This is a genomic window from Alcanivorax sp. (genome assembly GCF_002726155.1).
Classification (GTDB): Bacteria; Pseudomonadota; Gammaproteobacteria; order Pseudomonadales; family Alcanivoracaceae; genus Alcanivorax.
In genome coordinates, this window is record NZ_PBSH01000018.1 from 26,771 (window position 1) to 41,873 (window position 15,103).

At 57.5% G+C, this 15,103-nt stretch carries 14 protein-coding genes; 4 read left to right on the forward strand and 10 right to left on the reverse strand.

Annotation, left to right across the window (positions count from 1 at the left end; all coding sequences use genetic code 11):
- Positions 1-240 precede the first annotated feature (240 nt).
- Positions 241-1,095 carry a crotonase/enoyl-CoA hydratase family protein gene (locus tag CL546_RS05440; RefSeq protein ID WP_290493506.1) on the forward strand — a complete coding sequence of 285 codons (855 nt, stop codon included), beginning with the start codon at positions 241-243 and terminating at the stop codon, positions 1,093-1,095.
- A 215-nt stretch (positions 1,096-1,310) separates the two neighbouring features.
- Here the strand turns inward: CL546_RS05440 and CL546_RS05445 are convergent, their stop codons facing one another.
- The 6 genes from CL546_RS05445 to CL546_RS05470 all read right to left on the reverse strand — a co-directional run bounded on the left by CL546_RS05445 (position 1,311) and on the right by CL546_RS05470 (position 6,758).
- Positions 1,311-4,019, reverse strand: coding sequence for a PKD domain-containing protein (locus tag CL546_RS05445; protein ID WP_290493507.1), 2,709 nt, complete (start codon positions 4,017-4,019; stop codon positions 1,311-1,313).
- A gap of 219 nt (positions 4,020-4,238) precedes the next feature.
- Entirely contained in the window at positions 4,239-4,628 is a 390-nt protein-coding gene (locus tag CL546_RS05450; protein ID WP_290493509.1) for a thiol-disulfide oxidoreductase DCC family protein, read from the reverse strand.
- Positions 4,625-5,548: a hypothetical protein gene (locus CL546_RS05455; protein ID WP_290493510.1), complete on the reverse strand. Its 924-nt coding sequence runs from the start codon at positions 5,546-5,548 to the stop codon at positions 4,625-4,627. Before CL546_RS05455 ends, CL546_RS05450 begins: the two co-directional genes overlap by 4 nt.
- On the reverse strand, positions 5,535-6,086 hold the full coding sequence (locus CL546_RS05460) for a hypothetical protein (protein ID WP_290493512.1): 552 nt from the start codon (positions 6,084-6,086) through the stop codon (positions 5,535-5,537). The genes CL546_RS05455 and CL546_RS05460 overlap by 14 nt, the downstream gene beginning before the upstream one ends.
- A gap of 40 nt (positions 6,087-6,126) precedes the next feature.
- Positions 6,127-6,297, reverse strand: a complete 171-nt coding sequence (locus CL546_RS05465) for a hypothetical protein (protein WP_290493513.1) — start codon at positions 6,295-6,297, stop codon at positions 6,127-6,129.
- 254 nt (positions 6,298-6,551) lie between these two features.
- Positions 6,552-6,758: a cold-shock protein gene (locus tag CL546_RS05470; RefSeq protein ID WP_007149147.1), complete on the reverse strand. Its 207-nt coding sequence runs from the start codon at positions 6,756-6,758 to the stop codon at positions 6,552-6,554.
- 309 nt (positions 6,759-7,067) lie between these two features.
- Between CL546_RS05470 and CL546_RS05475 the strand changes: the two genes are divergently transcribed.
- Positions 7,068-7,631 carry an NUDIX hydrolase gene (locus CL546_RS05475; protein ID WP_290493517.1) on the forward strand — a complete coding sequence of 188 codons (564 nt, stop codon included), beginning with the start codon at positions 7,068-7,070 and terminating at the stop codon, positions 7,629-7,631.
- A 108-nt stretch (positions 7,632-7,739) separates the two neighbouring features.
- Here CL546_RS05475 and CL546_RS05480 read toward each other — a convergent pair whose 3' ends face one another.
- The gene (locus CL546_RS05480) at positions 7,740-8,669 is read right to left on the reverse strand and encodes a sterol desaturase family protein (RefSeq protein ID WP_290493519.1); all 930 of its coding nucleotides are present in this window, start codon (positions 8,667-8,669) and stop codon (positions 7,740-7,742) included.
- Between the two features lie 103 nt (positions 8,670-8,772).
- Between CL546_RS05480 and CL546_RS05485 the strand changes: the two genes are divergently transcribed.
- Both CL546_RS05485 and CL546_RS05490 read left to right on the forward strand, forming a co-directional pair.
- The gene (locus CL546_RS05485) at positions 8,773-9,780 is read left to right on the forward strand and encodes an AraC family transcriptional regulator (RefSeq protein WP_290493521.1); all 1,008 of its coding nucleotides are present in this window, start codon (positions 8,773-8,775) and stop codon (positions 9,778-9,780) included.
- A gap of 132 nt (positions 9,781-9,912) precedes the next feature.
- Complete coding sequence (locus CL546_RS05490) at positions 9,913-10,347, forward strand: tetratricopeptide repeat protein (protein ID WP_290493523.1); 435 nt, start codon at positions 9,913-9,915, stop codon at positions 10,345-10,347.
- Positions 10,348-10,430: 83 nt separating this feature from the next.
- On the opposite strand, the gene CL546_RS05495 is transcribed toward CL546_RS05490, so the two are convergent.
- The 3 genes from CL546_RS05495 to polA form a co-directional block, all read right to left on the reverse strand.
- Positions 10,431-10,832 carry an MAPEG family protein gene (locus CL546_RS05495; protein WP_290493525.1) on the reverse strand — a complete coding sequence of 134 codons (402 nt, stop codon included), beginning with the start codon at positions 10,830-10,832 and terminating at the stop codon, positions 10,431-10,433.
- A 439-nt stretch (positions 10,833-11,271) separates the two neighbouring features.
- Positions 11,272-11,823 (reverse strand): hypothetical protein, encoded by a 552-nt coding sequence (locus CL546_RS05500; RefSeq protein ID WP_290493526.1) that lies wholly within the window; start codon positions 11,821-11,823, stop codon positions 11,272-11,274.
- 136 nt (positions 11,824-11,959) lie between these two features.
- Entirely contained in the window at positions 11,960-14,725 is a 2,766-nt protein-coding gene (gene polA / locus CL546_RS05505; RefSeq protein ID WP_290493528.1) for a DNA polymerase I, read from the reverse strand.
- Positions 14,726-15,103 lie beyond the last annotated feature (378 nt).

Below are 15,103 nucleotides of genomic sequence, written 5' to 3' on the forward strand. Positions count from 1 at the left end.
CCATCAGCGCGCCGTTTTTTATGTGTGGCCAGCCTGTTGGCTCAGGCGGACGATCGGGCCTTCAGTCATTGCATTTCTGGAAACAGCACAGCGCCCCAGCGCATGTCGTCTTGCGCATGGTTTATTACGTGATCGGGGCTGTTCAATACGGGCTGATTGAGTAAGGCTGTCAGGCAAATGCCGAAAGTCCCGGCAAGGGTGCTTATACATATTGTGCTTATAACAACGGGAGAGAACACCATGTCCGCATTGCCTGAATACCGCTCGTTCAATGTTACCGTGGAAAACCATATTGCCCACCTGCAGTTCAGCCGCCCGGAAGCGCTGAATAGCATGAACAAGGATTTCTGGCTGGAGCTTCCGCGTTGCCTGCGTGATATCGAGACGGGCACCGATGCACGCGTGGTGGTGATTTCTTCCACTGGCAAACATTTTTCTGCAGGCATGGATCTGGCGGTGTTTTCTGACCCTAATGGTGTGCCCATGGGGGGCGATCCGGGGCGTATGGCAGAAAATCTACGCCGGGTGGTGTTGCAGTTACAGGATTGCCTGAGCGTACTGGAGCAGGTGCGTATCCCGGTGCTGGCGGCCATTCAGGGTGGCTGTATCGGTGGCGCGCTGGATCTGGTATGCGCAGCAGACAGCCGCTATTGCACTCGCGATGCGTTCTTCACCATTAAGGAAACCCCGTTAGGAATGACCGCGGACGTGGGCACCTTGCAGCGTTTGCCCAAATTGATGCCCCAGGGGTTGGTCCGTGAACTGGCCTACACCGGGCGCAAATTCAGTGCCCAGGAGGCGGCAGAGCAAGGGCTGGTGAACAGCGTTTACGATGATGCGGACAGCATGCTTGCGGCCGTGATGGCGATTGCCGCTGAGATTGCCGCGAATTCCCCGCTGGCGGTGATCGGGTGTAAGGAAATGCTCAACTTCAGCCGCGACCACAGCGTGGAGGACAGCCTCAAGTACATGGCGACCTGGCAGGCGGGTATGTTCCGCCCCAACGACATGATGCTGACTTTCCAGGCCAAGGCGCAAAAACAGCAGGCGGAATATCCGGATCTGATGCCGATCAAAGATTTGTTTGAGCAATAAGCCTGAATCGACGGCTACCGTAGGTCGGCTTAGCCGCAGCCGTAAGCCGACACTGGGCCGTTTCTGCTGCGCTGTCCGTTGAGTGTCGGATTACGCCTTTCAGGCTAATCCGACCTACTTTTTAAAGAGAGGGTAGCGGTGCCGTAACCTGTTTATTGAAGAATCAAAAAAGGCGCCATATCCGGCGCCTTTTTTAATCCGTGCACAATGGTGATCTAGAGCGTGGCCTCGCACACTGGCAGAGCGCTGGCTCCGGGCATTACCCAGATCGGGCTGCTGAATGCCACCGGGCGACCGGTTTGTGGATCACGGACGCGCAGGAAGTAGTAACTTTCCTCATTAGTGACCGGCACCAGGGTTTCCACGTGGTTGCCCGTTAAAGTCGCGACTACCGTGTTGTTGCGGGTCACCACTTCCACGATGCCAATAAAGTCACCGCCGTCCCGAGTCAGGTTGACCGACAGCGGCAGTTGGCTGCCTGCCGGGCGACGCAAACGGCTACCCATTGGTGCGCCATCCACGGTGAAGGCCATGCGCAGGTCGTTATAGAACTGGGCCACGGCATAGAAGCGGCGGGCTTGCATGGCTTCGCGTAAATCATCGCGGCTGCGCGAACGGGCCACCAGCACGGTTTTGGGCAGGTCCGGGTCACCCCATTCGGTATCGTGGTGATCTTCGGAGCCTGCCGCACCCACGTGCCAGCCTTTGTCCAGCGCGTAGGACAGCCAGCTGCCACCGGGGCCGCCGGAATCGTACTCTGAGCCTTTGCCAAAGACTTCCAGCCCGACTACACGACGATCTGCTGCCGGCACGTAGCGGAAATCATTGAAGGTGTAGGCGGGATCGCCACCCAGGGGTTCCACGATGCCTTCAATGGCGTCTTCGCGACCGGGGTGGTTGAACACCAGCAGGGCGTCGTCACCACCACCGAACTGTGCCGGGTAGCTGAACCACTGCCAGAACAGGCCCATGGAAACGGCATAACCAGGACCCGTTTTGGCGTTGATCACATTGTCTCCAAAGAATAGGTTGATGTGACCAAAGCGGTCGGAGGTCCATTCGAAACCGCGGAAGGCGGTGAAGTTTTCATCGCTGGCAGCGTCGGCCTGTTCTGCTGTGGCGTCCCACTTGCGGAAAGAATCGAACGGGACGTCGTCATCAGCGATCAGGCACTGGAAAAAATCTTCAGACAGGCAATCGCCGGTTACCGTCAGGGGAAGCCGCACATTGTCGGAATGGTCGGTAACCCCGGTGAAATCTAGACCCTGCGTTTTTACGCGTTCGAACACATCTGAAGGGCGGGAGTTGAGGGCGCCGTCGGAGTAACCGGTGTGTGCGTGTAATACCCCGATGTATTGTTCAAACGTGCGGCTGTCGTAGGCCGGGGTGCAAGTGTTGGTTGGTGCCTGCGGGGGCAGGGTTTCCAGCACGTATAGAGGGTCGGTGATTTTCCCCAGCAGGCTGGTGCAACCATCGTCGGTGGGCTGTTCGAAGCAGTGGGCCAGGTCTTCGTCCAGGCTGGCCAGACCGGAGAAGGGGCAGGCGGGCGAGTTTGGGTTGCTGAAACAGGCGCTGACACTGTCTGGGTTAAGAAGATTGCCAAGGACGGCCAGCGGGCAGCCGCTTTGCAGGGGGCGGAACAGGCATTCCAGTACGCCGGGTGAGGGTTGCGTGGTGGGTGTGCCTTGCAGGGTGATGTCGCTATATGCTTCTAGTGCACCGTCATTGGCGGTGAAGCGGAAGGCGAAGGTGGTGGCGATATCCAGCTCGGGTAGCGTTACCGAGGCGGTTGCCTGGCTGGAATCAGTGATGGCCAGAGTCGGAGCGCCATTGTCCAGTTGAGTCCAGACATAGATGAGCGCATCACCTTCCCGGTCGCTGGCCTCACCAATGAGCTGAATGGATTCGCCGCTGGTGGCCACGCCGGGATCAGCATAGGCGTCGTCTACGGTGGGGGCATTATTACCCGGTAGCGGGGAAAGCGTGATGGTGAGGGAGTCGCTGGCTTCAGCGCCCAGATCATCTGTGGCAGTGAGGGTCACTATCAGGCTGGTTTCCTCGCTGACCTGGGGGGCGGTGAAATGGGTGTTCAGGTCATTCCCGGGCTGGAAGGTCACGGCGGGGCCAGCGGTCACCTGCCAGCGTACCGAAGCGATGGAGCCGTCATCGTTGGCGTTGCCAGACAGCATGATTTGATCACCACTGGAGGCAGTCTGGTCGGCCCCGGCATCGACCACCGGTAGCGGATTGTTCAGAGTGTTGGTGATCGTCACCGTTACCTGATCCCTGCCTGAGTTGCCGGCACTGTCTTCGGCTTCCAGTTCGAATATCAGGTTGGTGTTGCTGCTCACCTGGGGAGCTGTGGCCGTCAGCAGGTTCTGGTCGCTGGCGCCGTCGAGAGTGGCGGTAGGCCCTTCAAGCTGGCGCCACTGCAGGCGTCGAACGGTGGTGCTGCCGGCGGCAGTGGCGCTGCCCTGCAAGGTGAAGAGGGCGGTTTCTTCCACCGTCTGATCCATGCCTGCATCCACCGTGGGCGCCGTGGTGCTGACTGGCGTCACGGTTAAAGGATGGCGAAGGGTAGTGCTGGCTCCGTCGTCGTCATGCAGCCGAACGACCACGGCGGCGGCAGTATCCGTGCCGACGGCATCGGCACGGATCTGAATGAAGGCGTCGGTTGTGGCTTCAATAGACAATGGTCCTTCCACGGCCCACTGGATATTGATGACTTCGCCATCCTCATCACTGACTTGCAGCTGGAAGGTCCTGCTGCTGCCTCCCGTCATGGTACTGTCGCCGGTCAGGCTGCCTGTCGGAGCCTGATTTTCCGGCGTGTTGGGTGCCGGGCCGGTATTGCTACTGCTGCCACCGCCGCCACAGGCAACCAGTAGAGCGGCCAGTAAGCTGAGAATAACGTTACGCCACATGATCAGGATCTCCCCCATTAAAAACGCGCCGATGCTGACGGGTGGGTATGAACAAACCATGACGGCAAAAATGGCGTGGCTTACGCAAGGTTACAAAACAGGGTCGGGTAGGCTATTTTCGGGCAAAACAGTGCTTGAACGGGTAAAAAGCGATAACAAAAAACAGGCAATTCAAAATGTTGTTCAGGCTGCCAGGGGCAACATAGAGAGGGATTTCTGTCAGGAATATTTCAGTGGTTTTTTGCCCAGCAAAAAGAGCAAGGCGTTACGGCAGGCTTTGAGGATAGGATAAAGAAAGCGAGACAATGAGCGAGACCGGAACAGTTGTGCATTGATCCGATTGAAAAGGCCGCTACCGCTGCTCAGTAGCGCCATATGATGGATGGCATCGGCACCATGAAAGTAGCGGCCGTTAAATATCAGAACCATGCCGTCATCGAGGGGCATGTTCCGCTGCTGCATCTGCAGCACCCAGCTCGGTGCTTTACGTGCATCAATGAGGTGCAGGGTGCCCACGGTGTCGCGAAAGCGAACAAAGCGCACATAGTTTCGGCAGGCAGGACATTCGCCATCGTAAATCAGATAGGTGTCGTGTGGATCAGGGATCATGGGGAATAGACCAAGAGGCTCAGCCACGGAAATTCATAGACACAAAGTAACAGGAATAATCCCAGGTAGCCCAGCCTTAAGCCGGCCACCTCGTTGGGCACCAGGCAGTACCCCCAGATGATGATCAGCCAGCCAAAACCAATAACCGGTGCTACAGCGTAAACAGGAATGATAAACGCCATCAGGAGCAGGTGTTTGAAAATTTCACCGCGACGAGAGAGCGGCAACAACAACATGATGGCAATGGCAATCTGGTCTATGTAGTTGACCCAGGTAATGATTAAAGCCAGACGATGAAGCGCCTCGGAACTGTGCAGTGTGGCGGTGGCTTGATCGGCCAGTAAGGGATCGAGGGCTCGCACATAGAGCTGGCGGTTTTCAGAAAAAAGCTCAGCTTCCATGCCGGTTACCAATGATCCAAGGGCACTGAAGCGGCTATCTGTCATGAGAATAAACTCAAAGAAATCGCCACTCAGGTAATCCGGAGAGAGGGTTTTCTGTACCACGGCCATGACCATGGTAAAGAAAAGTAGATAGCGAGCGCAGCGCCTCAGAAAAGCCGGGCGATCAAGCCCGTTGTCGAATGCCAGGAACAGGCTGAACACCCAGTAGCAGAGCAGGTATTTGTGGTTGTCCGCGTGGGTCCAATTCAGCCACAGGGCTGCGGTACTGAACAGGAAGACCACAAACCAGAACGGGCCTTGCCGCAGCAGGGCTGGCCAGACCAGGTAACTGATGACCAGCAGCTGGAAGGGAATGGCGAAATAGACATGGGGGAATCCATGAAAGATGAGGATACCCAGGGTTAACGCCCCGACGACAGCAAGAAAATCCTGCTGCTCCCGGCCACACAACTTTTCCAGTAGCGGTGACTTGAGAGTGGTGCTCAGTCGCTGATAAATAGTGTCAGGATTTAACACGGCAGCCCTCCGCGCTATTCCAATGGGCGCTGCCCAGAGGGACGCGGGTAAGGGTGCCGGTGGGCACGTCGAGCAAGGTTTTCCATGCTGCCAGCTGTATGTCAGTTACGGTCAGGGGCTGATGGCTACTGGTTTTGTCTCCGGAAAGGCCGGCAACAGCGTAGCTGCGCAAGGTCTGATCATTCAGGGTCACGGTTCGCACCGTGCCGCTGGGGAGCCACACTTTATTGGCGGCATAGCGACAAAGGAACAGCAGGTTCTCTGCTGTTGGCATGGCGTTGAAATGAGCCAGTGGCCGACCCAGGGCCTGGTTGTTGGCAATAAATGATTGCTCTGGTGTTTCAAGCATGATCGACACTACCCGGGTGCCGGGGGCATCCTGGGTGGCGAACATACCCATTCCGCCGCCTTTCCATTGCGACAGATCGTTATAGGTGACGTGGTAGAAGTGGTTGAAAAGAATCGCCAGCGAAGCCGCCACCAGCAAAAGGAAAAGGCGTACTTCCGCATATTGGCTGCTGGATAAGAACTGTTTCATCTTGATTAGGCGGGCTGCCCAAGCGGGCAGCCCGTAGAGATCAACCGGCCTTGTCCAGCTCGGATTGCAGTTCAGATGTTTCTGACTCGGAACAGCTGGCCCAGATGCTGCTGCATTCAGCACGTGCTTCTTCGACCAGGGGTACTTCAGACACAATGGCGGCACCGGCAAAAATAGCCAGCGCCAAGGCGGCGTAGGTGAGTTTTTTCATCACGATTTCCCCTATTAGATAAGTGTTCAGGCAATGCAGAGGCAATTATGGCGCTTGCCACCAAGCCAGGACATACCTCAAATGGGGGTAATGTGTATGCGGGTTGTGTCAAAAGGTGCTGATTGGCAAGAGATTCATGGGGCGCTTGCTGCGTAAGGGAAGCGGCCGGGCGGGTAGGTATAATTGTTATCGGCGAGAGATGGCCAGATACAAAAAAGGCGCCACGAGGGCGCCTTTTTCACTGGAACGATCGCTTACAGAGCGACGATGTTCTCAGCCTGCGGGCCTTTCGGGCCCTGGGTCACGGTGAACTCAACCGCTTGGCCTTCAGCCAGGGTTTTGAAACCGGAACCGGTGATGGCGCTGAAGTGAGCGAAAACGTCTGGGCCGTTTTCCTGCTCCAGGAAACCAAAACCTTTTGCTTCGTTGAACCACTTAACGGTGCCTTTAACTGTAGACATATCTCTAATCCTGAAAAATGAAGTTTTGCCTTTTACGGCGGGTGTAGCTGAAAAACGGAGACTTGGACTTCAGAACTGCAGGACGAGTTATACAATGTAAACAACGAAATGGAGTACGTGATTCAAGCGCGATCTTTTAGCTGGGCCAGAACATAACCGTATTATCCCTCCGTGTACAGCTAAATCGTATCTGATTGACGTCCGGTAAGGGCTACCAGCGCTGATTGGGGGTGTGGCCCGCCCATGGCGGGGCGTGGCGAGAGCTGGTGGAGTGCTATGCTGGCGGTATCTAGCCAAAGAGAATCCGTCGTGCCTCCATTGACCTGGCTCAACAGAGCCCGTCCACAGAAATTGCCCTTCCGACGCCGTGTCACCCGCGCCGCCGTGGCGCTGATTTATCGCGGGGGAATAACGGAGGGGGAGTTATTCTTTATCCAGAGGGCGCATCGGCCCGGGGACCCCTGGTCTGGTGATATGGCGTTTCCCGGTGGGCGCCTGCAAACCGGGGATACCTCCAGCCGGGACACCGCCATGCGTGAAACGGCGGAAGAAACCGGGCTGGACCTGTACCAGAGTGGGCACTACCAGGAGCGCCTGACCGACCGGCTGACTCGCCACCACAGCCGCTGGCGGCCCATGGTGGTCACGCCCCATGTATTTGCCTGGCAAGGCGACGACGCGCTGCGCCTGAACCACGAAGCTCGCCACGGCGTATGGATTCCGCTGGACTATCTGAGCAACCCTGATAACCACAGTACGCTTACCCTCCGCACGCCCGTGGGGCGGGTTACCCTGCCGTGCAGCCGTTATCAGGGCTACTGCATTTGGGGGTTGAGTTACCGAATGATGGTGGAGTTTTTGGAACGGCGGTGAGGGCGTGTGGTTTGGGGGTGGCTTCCTGAAGGATGAATGCTTTCTGATTGGCGTAAATGAGCCGCAGGGCGGAAACTCCCTAAGGAACCTCCGCCTGTTGAGCCAGCCTTATCCTTCCGGGCGCGTTGCTATTGCTGGTGCGTTTTCCTTGGCTTGTTGGTTCTGCGCTTCCGGGCGTTGCCACTCCGGTGCTGCCCAAAGGTGTTTTAGTCTCAGCCACAGCGGTCCTGGCTTCGTCATGTCTCGGAACAGGGCGATGAACTCGTGCAGGGTCAGCGTGATCGGGTTGTAGCTGTGGATCTGGCGCGTGATGCCGTATTCCGGGGGCAGATCTTCCCGCTCTTCCACGAAGGTGCCGAACAGTCGATCCCAGATAATGAAGGTGCCGCCGAAATTGCGGTCGATGTATTCCGGGTTACGGCCGTGATGCACACGATGGTGTGACGGCGTGTTGAAGATAAATTCAATCGGCCGTGGCAGCTTCTTGATCCACTGAGTGTGTATAAACCACTGGTAAGACAGGTTGGCTGCCAGGGCAAACAGACCCCAGGCTGGCTCAAAGCCCAGCAGGATGGCTGGCAGGAAAAAGATGAACAGGCCGCTGAACGCATACAGGGTGCTTTGCCGTCCGGCGGTGGTGAAATTCATGTGCTCCGAGGCATGGTGCACCACGTGGGTGGCCCAGAACCAGCGCACCTTGTGGGCGGTCACGTGGTACACATAGAACAGAAAATCCACCAGCAAAAACAGCAGCGCAAAGCTCAGTGGAGTGATGGCAATATCCATCAGTCGGTAGCTGTACACCCAGTCCAGAATGGCGAACACGAACAGGGCATTCACCACCACTTCCAGCAGCACATAACTGGCCCCCAGCGTCATGCTCGCCGCGGAATCCTTGAGGTTGTAAAGGCCGGTGCCGCGAAAACGCCAGGCCTCGACCACAATGGTCAGGCCGAACAGGGGCATCATGGCTACCAGTAGCAGTTCCTTGATGTCGGCGTTCTGGTAGGTGGTGATGGCGAAATCGATGGGGCTCATGAAGCATCTCCCTTGGGTGAAGAGCAAAGGTCACAGGGGCATGCTAGGCAATGGCGCGGGCCATTAATTGACGAATCATGCCGGCTTGTTATCTAATCGTGCCATGAGCGCAATCTACCCCGATCCCTCCGCCATCCGCGTCAACGGCTCCTACGTGCGGGTGCTGCTGGACTGGCTTGACCAGCAACAGTTGTCCGCTCCGACCCTGCGGGCGGCGGTATCGCGGCTAGCTCCCGGTGAGCAGGTGCCGTTAATTCAATGGCTTGACTTGCTGCGCCGGGCTCATGCCGTCAAGCCAGGGGATGGGCGCGGTCTGGAGATCGGCGCCTGTATCACTATTGGGCATGTGGGGGTGCTGGGTTATCTGGTGCAGGCCAGCGATAACCTGGGCCAGGCGCTGTATGCCTACCAGCGCTTCGAATCCCTGTTCTATGGGATACGCATGGCAGAAGTAGTCATACGGGGGGATCAGGCAGAGATCGGTTGGCCCAGGTTTGGCGGACTCAGTTTGGGCCTGCTGATGGATGAAACGGCCATTTCGGCGCTGATCAGCTGTCTGCGCAAGATCGTGCCCGATGCGCCCAACCCGGCGGAAGTGACGTTCTCGGCACCGGCCCCCGAGAAGCCGGAGGTGTACGAGGCCTTTTTTGGTTGCCCGGTGCGTTTCTCGGCGCCCTATGTGTCGGTCCGCTTCCCGGCGGAGTACCTCAGCATTCCCTTGTCCACCGCGAATCCGGCATTGCGGCAGATCCTCGACCGCCAGTCCGTGGCCCTGGCCAATGCGCTGCCGGGCAGCGACCCGTTTGCCTTCCAGGTACAACAGGTGTTCCTGAGGTTGCTGCCGGATGCGCGGGTCTCCTTGAAAGCCGTAGCCAGCGAAATGGCCTTGTCTGTTCGCACCCTGCAGCGCCGGCTCACCGCCAGCGGTCAGACTTTCCAGGGTCTGCTCGATCGCACCCGCGAGGAGCTGGCACAAAGTTACCTGCGCGACCCGTCCCTGTCCCTGTTCGAGATCACCATGCTGCTCGGCTTTGCGGAGCAGAGTTCGTTTAATCGGGCGTTCAAGCAGTGGGTGGGCGTGTCGCCGGGGGAGTGGCGGGAGGGGAATTAGGCGCGGCTCCCTCTTTCCTGATTGTCCTCCAGAGAGTTGAGAGCCCGTTGCCGGGAGGCCTTAAAGTTGCCGTGGATGCAGCGTGAGAGCCCGTTCTTGGACGCACTGCGTGCCTGATGGGTTGGAGAGACAATGATTAACACCAAGATATACAAGGCCGTTTACAGTCTGGCGGAAAAACTGATGGAGGCGGCCAGGAAGAATAACCAGGCGGAATTCGATTCCCTCTATGGCCAGCTCAAGACCATCTGCACCGAAAACGACAACACCGACAACACCGACAACACCGACAAAGACCACCCCGAGCAATGGGAAACCCTGGCCGACTTCACCGAAGATCTGAATGCCGCGCTGGTGGTGTACGAAGCAGCGCGGGGCAAGGCGCTGGCCATTAACGCCAAAGACCACCTCGCCTGCATTGGCTTGTCCATGGCGAAATTGGAGCTGGGGCAAAAGCCAGCGGCCATCCAGAGTCTTGAGGACGCAAAAATCAGCGCCAACAAGATCGAGGATAAAGAACTGAAGGCGGAAATTGATATGCTGCTTGCGGGGTTGCTGGAGGGTTAACTGGAGCGGTATTTGGAGCGCTAAAAAGAAAACCGGGACAGATCTGCTCCCGGTTTTCTTTTTCTCATGTCACCATTACGGCGCTACAGCAGCGCAAAAGCCAGATACAGCATCAGGGCCACCTGAGCCAGGAACAGGCTGGCGCGGATGAATACCAGCGGGAAACTGGTGCCGACAAGATGCACCAGGCTTTGCCCGATACGGGCAGCAACGACAAAGCCTGCCACCGCGTTAACGGTCTCGCTCTGACCCGTAGCGGCGGCGACCAGCACCAGCGCCGCGAACAGCGGCAGGTTCTCCAGGCAGTTCAGGTGGGCGGCTTTGGCGCGCACCAGAATCGCCGGATCATCCACCGGTTCACCTCGCTCCCAGTGGCTGGCGGCTTTCTTGCCGGTGAGTACCAGCGGCAGCCGGTAGGTGGCGTAACTGAGCGCCAGAATCAGCGTCCAGACGATATAAATCAGTAGTGCGGTCATTCCAGTCATGGGGCGGCCCTTCCATCGCAAAAGACACCAGCGTGGTGAGGGGCGCGGCAAGATAGTGTGAAGTCCGAGATTCGGCCGGGCAGGGGGCCTGTTTTTGCTCACCGTATAGCGCGTCGTATTCGTTTGCGCCGTCGCAACTGGGCTGAGTGTGCGCATGTCCCCTTCTTCTTCTCTGCCGAAGAGCCGGCTCTGGTATTGACGCGACGCATTTCCTGCCGCGCGGCAGTGGCCGGTTTTCCTGCGGGCTTTAATGCAGAAGGACTGCAGTATTTTTCCAATGCCACGTTGTCAGGGCTGGAGCGGCGGTTTGATTTGCCTTAACTGACGTGGTCTGAGGGTAAAGAGAAAGCCATGTTTTTACAGCTTTAATATGTGCGTGCACCCTCTTTCCATTGAAGCCATTTGCCATTCAGGCCTGACCCCGTTCCGCGTTCCATGGTTAGCCATTCCGGGCTTCTTTCATTGCTTGGCACGGGTTGCTTATATCTACAGTGTAGTAGGCTAGTGGGCTTAGGACGTGGGTTTCTCTTGTCAATATGGGGATCTCTTGGCGTTTTAAGGAAGAAATGGTTTCCCCTGCGGCTTTTTGATCAATAGAGTTTTTGTTTATTTTAAAAAGTGCCAACCGGAAAAGAATGTCTTTGGTGAGAATGCTTATCATCCCTTTTCCTGGGCCGTCTGGCTCATAAAAAACACAATCAATGTCTCGTATTTTTTTGCTGTGCTCGATGGTGTATTCATCAGTTTTTTTAATGTGACCAATGATGTAGATGGAGTCGCCGGTTAAAGCAAATACACAGCTTTTCATGTGTGCTTGATTTTGGATTCCATATTTGAATGGAAAAAAGTTACAGCGATTAAGTACCTCGATATCATCATAAACAATTCCGGTGTCAGAAGAGATTTCATGTTTCCCGTTGACTTGGTCGAGAGGGACTGATGAGCAGCCAAGCAATGTTGAACCTAAAATTATAAAGACTAAGTATCGCATAATTTATTATAGATGATTGATTAATGGTAAGTGCGGGAGTTGTTGCGGCATGCTGGCGCCTGCCTGTTCAGGCGGACCGGCTTTGCGCAATGTGTGCGGCCACAAAAAATAAGTCCAAGTTTTTCCTTTCGGGCGCTCAATGCGCCTCATCCCAATTCTCCCCAATCCCCGCATCCACAATCAACGGCACCTTCAATTCCGCCGCTGACTCCATACGCGTCTTCACCTCTTTCACCAGATCCTCCACCTGATCCTCCGCCACTTCAAACACCAGTTCATCGTGCACCTGCATGATCATCTTGGCGTCGAAGTCGGTGGTTTCCAGCCAGTCGTGGACCTTGATCATGGCCATCTTGATGATGTCTGCTGCGGTGCCTTGCATGGGGGCGTTGACGGCGGTGCGTTCGGCGGCCTGGCGGCGTTGGCCGTTGCTGCTGCGGATTTCCGGCAGGTAGAGGCGGCGGCCGAACAGGGTTTCCACGTAGCCTTGTTCCGAGGCCTGGGCGCGGGTTTCTTCCATGTAGCGTTTTACGCCCGGGTAGCGTTCGAAGTAGAGGTCGATGTAATCCTGGGCTTCCTTGCGGGGCAGGCCCAGTTGCTTGGCCAGGCCGAAGGCGCTCATGCCGTAGATCAGGCCGAAGTTGATGGCCTTGGCGTTGCGGCGGTCGTTGTCGCTCACGTCGTCCAGGGTCTTGCCCCACACTTCGGCGGCGGTGGCGCGGTGAATATCCAGGCCTTTTTCGAAGGCGTCGGTGAGGCCTTTATCGCCACTCAGGTGCGCCATGATGCGCAGTTCGATCTGGGAGTAATCGCAGGCGACGATCTTTTTCCCTTTGGGCGCAAGAAATGCCTGACGAATCTTGCGGCCTTCTTCACTGCGCACCGGAATGTTCTGCAGGTTGGGATCGCTGGAGGACAGGCGCCCGGTGGCGGCTACCGCCTGGTGGTAGGAGGTGTGCACGCGGCCGGTGCGCTGGTTGATCAGCTCCGGCAGTTTGTCGGTGTAGGTGTTCTTGAGCTTGGCCACGCCACGGTAATCCATGATCACTTGGGGCAGGGGGTATTCCAGGGCCAGTTCCTGCAGCACCGGTTCGGCGGTGGAGGGCGCGCCTTTGGGGGTCTTCTTGATGACCGGAATTTCCAGTTTTTCGTAGAGGATTTCACCCAGCTGCTTGGGGCTGGCGAGATTGAATTCCTGCCCGGCGATCTCGAAGGCCTGTTCCTGCAGTTCCGCCATGCGCTTGGCCAGGAACTGGCTCTGGTGCTTGAGCAGGGTGGCATCCACGTAGGTGCCGTTGCGCTCGATGCGGCTGAGCACCGTCACCAGTGGCAGCTCGATATCGCGGAACACCTCCGGCAGGCGGCCTTCCTTTTCCAGTTTGGGCCACAGGGTCTGGTGCAGGCGCAGGGTCACGTCCGCGTCTTCGGCGGCGTAGCGGCTGGCTTCGTGCAGGCCCACCTGGTTGAAGGTGAGCTGCTTGGCGCCCTTGCCGGCAATCTCTTCGAAGCTGATGGTCTTGCGGCCCAGGTATTTCAGGGACAGGGAATCCATGTCGTGGCGGGTGGCCACGGAATCCAGTACGTAGGATTCCAGCATGGTGTCGTAGGCCACGCCGCGCAGGGTGATGCCCACGTCTTCGGCCAGCACGCTCATGTCGTACTTCAGGTTCTGGCCGATCTTCTTGATGTTGTCGCTTTCCAGCAGCGGCCGGAAGGCGTCCATGACCAGTTGCTTGTCGAGCTGGTCCGGGGCGCCGGGGTAGTTGTGGCCGAAGGGGATGTAGGCGGCCTTGTCATCCACTGCCACGCAGAAGCCCACCAGTTCGGCGTTCATGTAGTTGAGGCTGGTGGTCTCTGTGTCGAAGGAAAACTCACCGGCGTCTTTCAGCTTGGTGATCCATTTGTCGAGCATGGCTTCGCTGTAGACGATGTCGTAGGCGTCGCGTGCGAATTCGGGAGCGGCGGGGCTGGCGTCCTCGGCCAGCTCCACGTTTTCGCCGGCATCCTCGGCCACCGGGTCCTTGCCGCCCAGCAGTTCCTTGAGCCAGCCCTTGAATTCCAGGCTGCGGTAATACTCGGCCAGTTTTTCCGCGTCCGGGGCCTGCAGCTTCAGGTCATCCAGATCCTCGCTGACCTCGCAGTCCAGCTTGATGGTGGCCAGCTGGTAAGAGAGGAATGCCATCTCTTTATTGTCTTCCAGCTTCTTGCCCATTGTCTTGGCGCCCCGGAAGCTGAGCTCGGCGACCTTGTCCAGATTGGCGTAGATATCTTCCAGGGAGCCGAGGCCCTGCAGCAGGCCCAGGGCGGTTTTTTCACCCACGCCGGGGACGCCGGGGATGTTGTCCACCTTGTCACCCATGAGGGCGAGGAAGTCGATGATCAGCTCCGGGCCCACGCCGAACTTTTTCTTTACGCCGTCGATGTCGTAGAGGGCGTCGTTCATGGTGTTGATCAGGGTGACTTGTTCAGTGACCAGCTGGGCCATGTCCTTGTCGCCGGTGGAGATCAGCACGGGCTTTCCCTGGCCGCCGAAGATACGTGCGTAGGTGCCGATCACGTCGTCCGCTTCCACGCCGTCTTCGATAATCAGCGGCAGGCCCATGGCGCGGATCAGGTCGTGCAGGGGCTGTACCTGTTCGCGCAGATCGTCGGGCATGGGCGGGCGGTTGGATTTGTATTGCTCGAACAGCTCGTCGCGGAAGGTTTTGCCCTTGGCGTCGAAGATCACCGCCATGTATTGCGGGTCGTAGTCCTTGATCAGCTTGCGCAGCATGGCCGCTACGCCGCGCACCGCCCCGGTGGGCTGGCCGCTGGAGGTGGTGAGCGGCGGCAGGGCGTGAAAGGCGCGATACAAGTAGGAAGAACCATCGACGAGGATGATGGGTTTTTCGGCTGCGGACATGGGGCTCGGCTTCTGCTGACTGAATGGTAGGGAGAGTGTAGCGGAAATGGAGGATCACGACAGGTCGTGGAGTTAGCTGTAGGAGCACCTCTTGAGGTGCGAACCCGGCGAGGAGCAACGTAAACCGGTGGGGAAGGGTGATGCTGGCCGACGGTGGTGTATTGCCTGTGCGAGTGGACGACAAGAGTGTCGTCCCGCGGGCGCTTGGTTCGCACCTCAAGAGGTGCTCCTACAGGTGCTTGTTGCTCATGTTTTCGCAACTCGAAACTCGTTACTCGCGTCTGGTTTGTCACCGCTTCTCCATGGCATACTGCCGACCTCCTTTCTTTCGATACGGATGCCATGACGCCTTTTCTGGTACAGCCTTGCCGCATCATT

Excerpts from the sequence above, each read along its gene's own strand:
- CL546_RS05440 (WP_290493506.1), top strand. The coding sequence starts at position 241 with ATGTCCGCATTGCCTGAATACCGCTCGTTCAATGTTACCGTGGAAAAC.
- CL546_RS05445 (WP_290493507.1), bottom strand. The coding sequence starts at position 4,019 with ATGTGGCGTAACGTTATTCTCAGCTTACTGGCCGCTCTACTGGTTGCC.
- CL546_RS05450 (WP_290493509.1), bottom strand. The coding sequence starts at position 4,628 with ATGATCCCTGATCCACACGACACCTATCTGATTTACGATGGCGAATGT.
- CL546_RS05460 (WP_290493512.1), bottom strand. The coding sequence starts at position 6,086 with ATGAAACAGTTCTTATCCAGCAGCCAATATGCGGAAGTACGCCTTTTC.
- CL546_RS05465 (WP_290493513.1), bottom strand. The coding sequence starts at position 6,297 with ATGAAAAAACTCACCTACGCCGCCTTGGCGCTGGCTATTTTTGCCGGT.
- CL546_RS05470 (WP_007149147.1), bottom strand. The coding sequence starts at position 6,758 with ATGTCTACAGTTAAAGGCACCGTTAAGTGGTTCAACGAAGCAAAAGGT.
- CL546_RS05480 (WP_290493519.1), bottom strand. The coding sequence starts at position 8,669 with ATGAGCCCCATCGATTTCGCCATCACCACCTACCAGAACGCCGACATC.
- CL546_RS05485 (WP_290493521.1), top strand. The coding sequence starts at position 8,773 with ATGAGCGCAATCTACCCCGATCCCTCCGCCATCCGCGTCAACGGCTCC.
- CL546_RS05490 (WP_290493523.1), top strand. The coding sequence starts at position 9,913 with ATGATTAACACCAAGATATACAAGGCCGTTTACAGTCTGGCGGAAAAA.
- CL546_RS05495 (WP_290493525.1), bottom strand. The coding sequence starts at position 10,832 with ATGACTGGAATGACCGCACTACTGATTTATATCGTCTGGACGCTGATT.
- CL546_RS05500 (WP_290493526.1), bottom strand. The coding sequence starts at position 11,823 with ATGCGATACTTAGTCTTTATAATTTTAGGTTCAACATTGCTTGGCTGC.
- polA (WP_290493528.1), bottom strand. The coding sequence starts at position 14,725 with ATGTCCGCAGCCGAAAAACCCATCATCCTCGTCGATGGTTCTTCCTAC.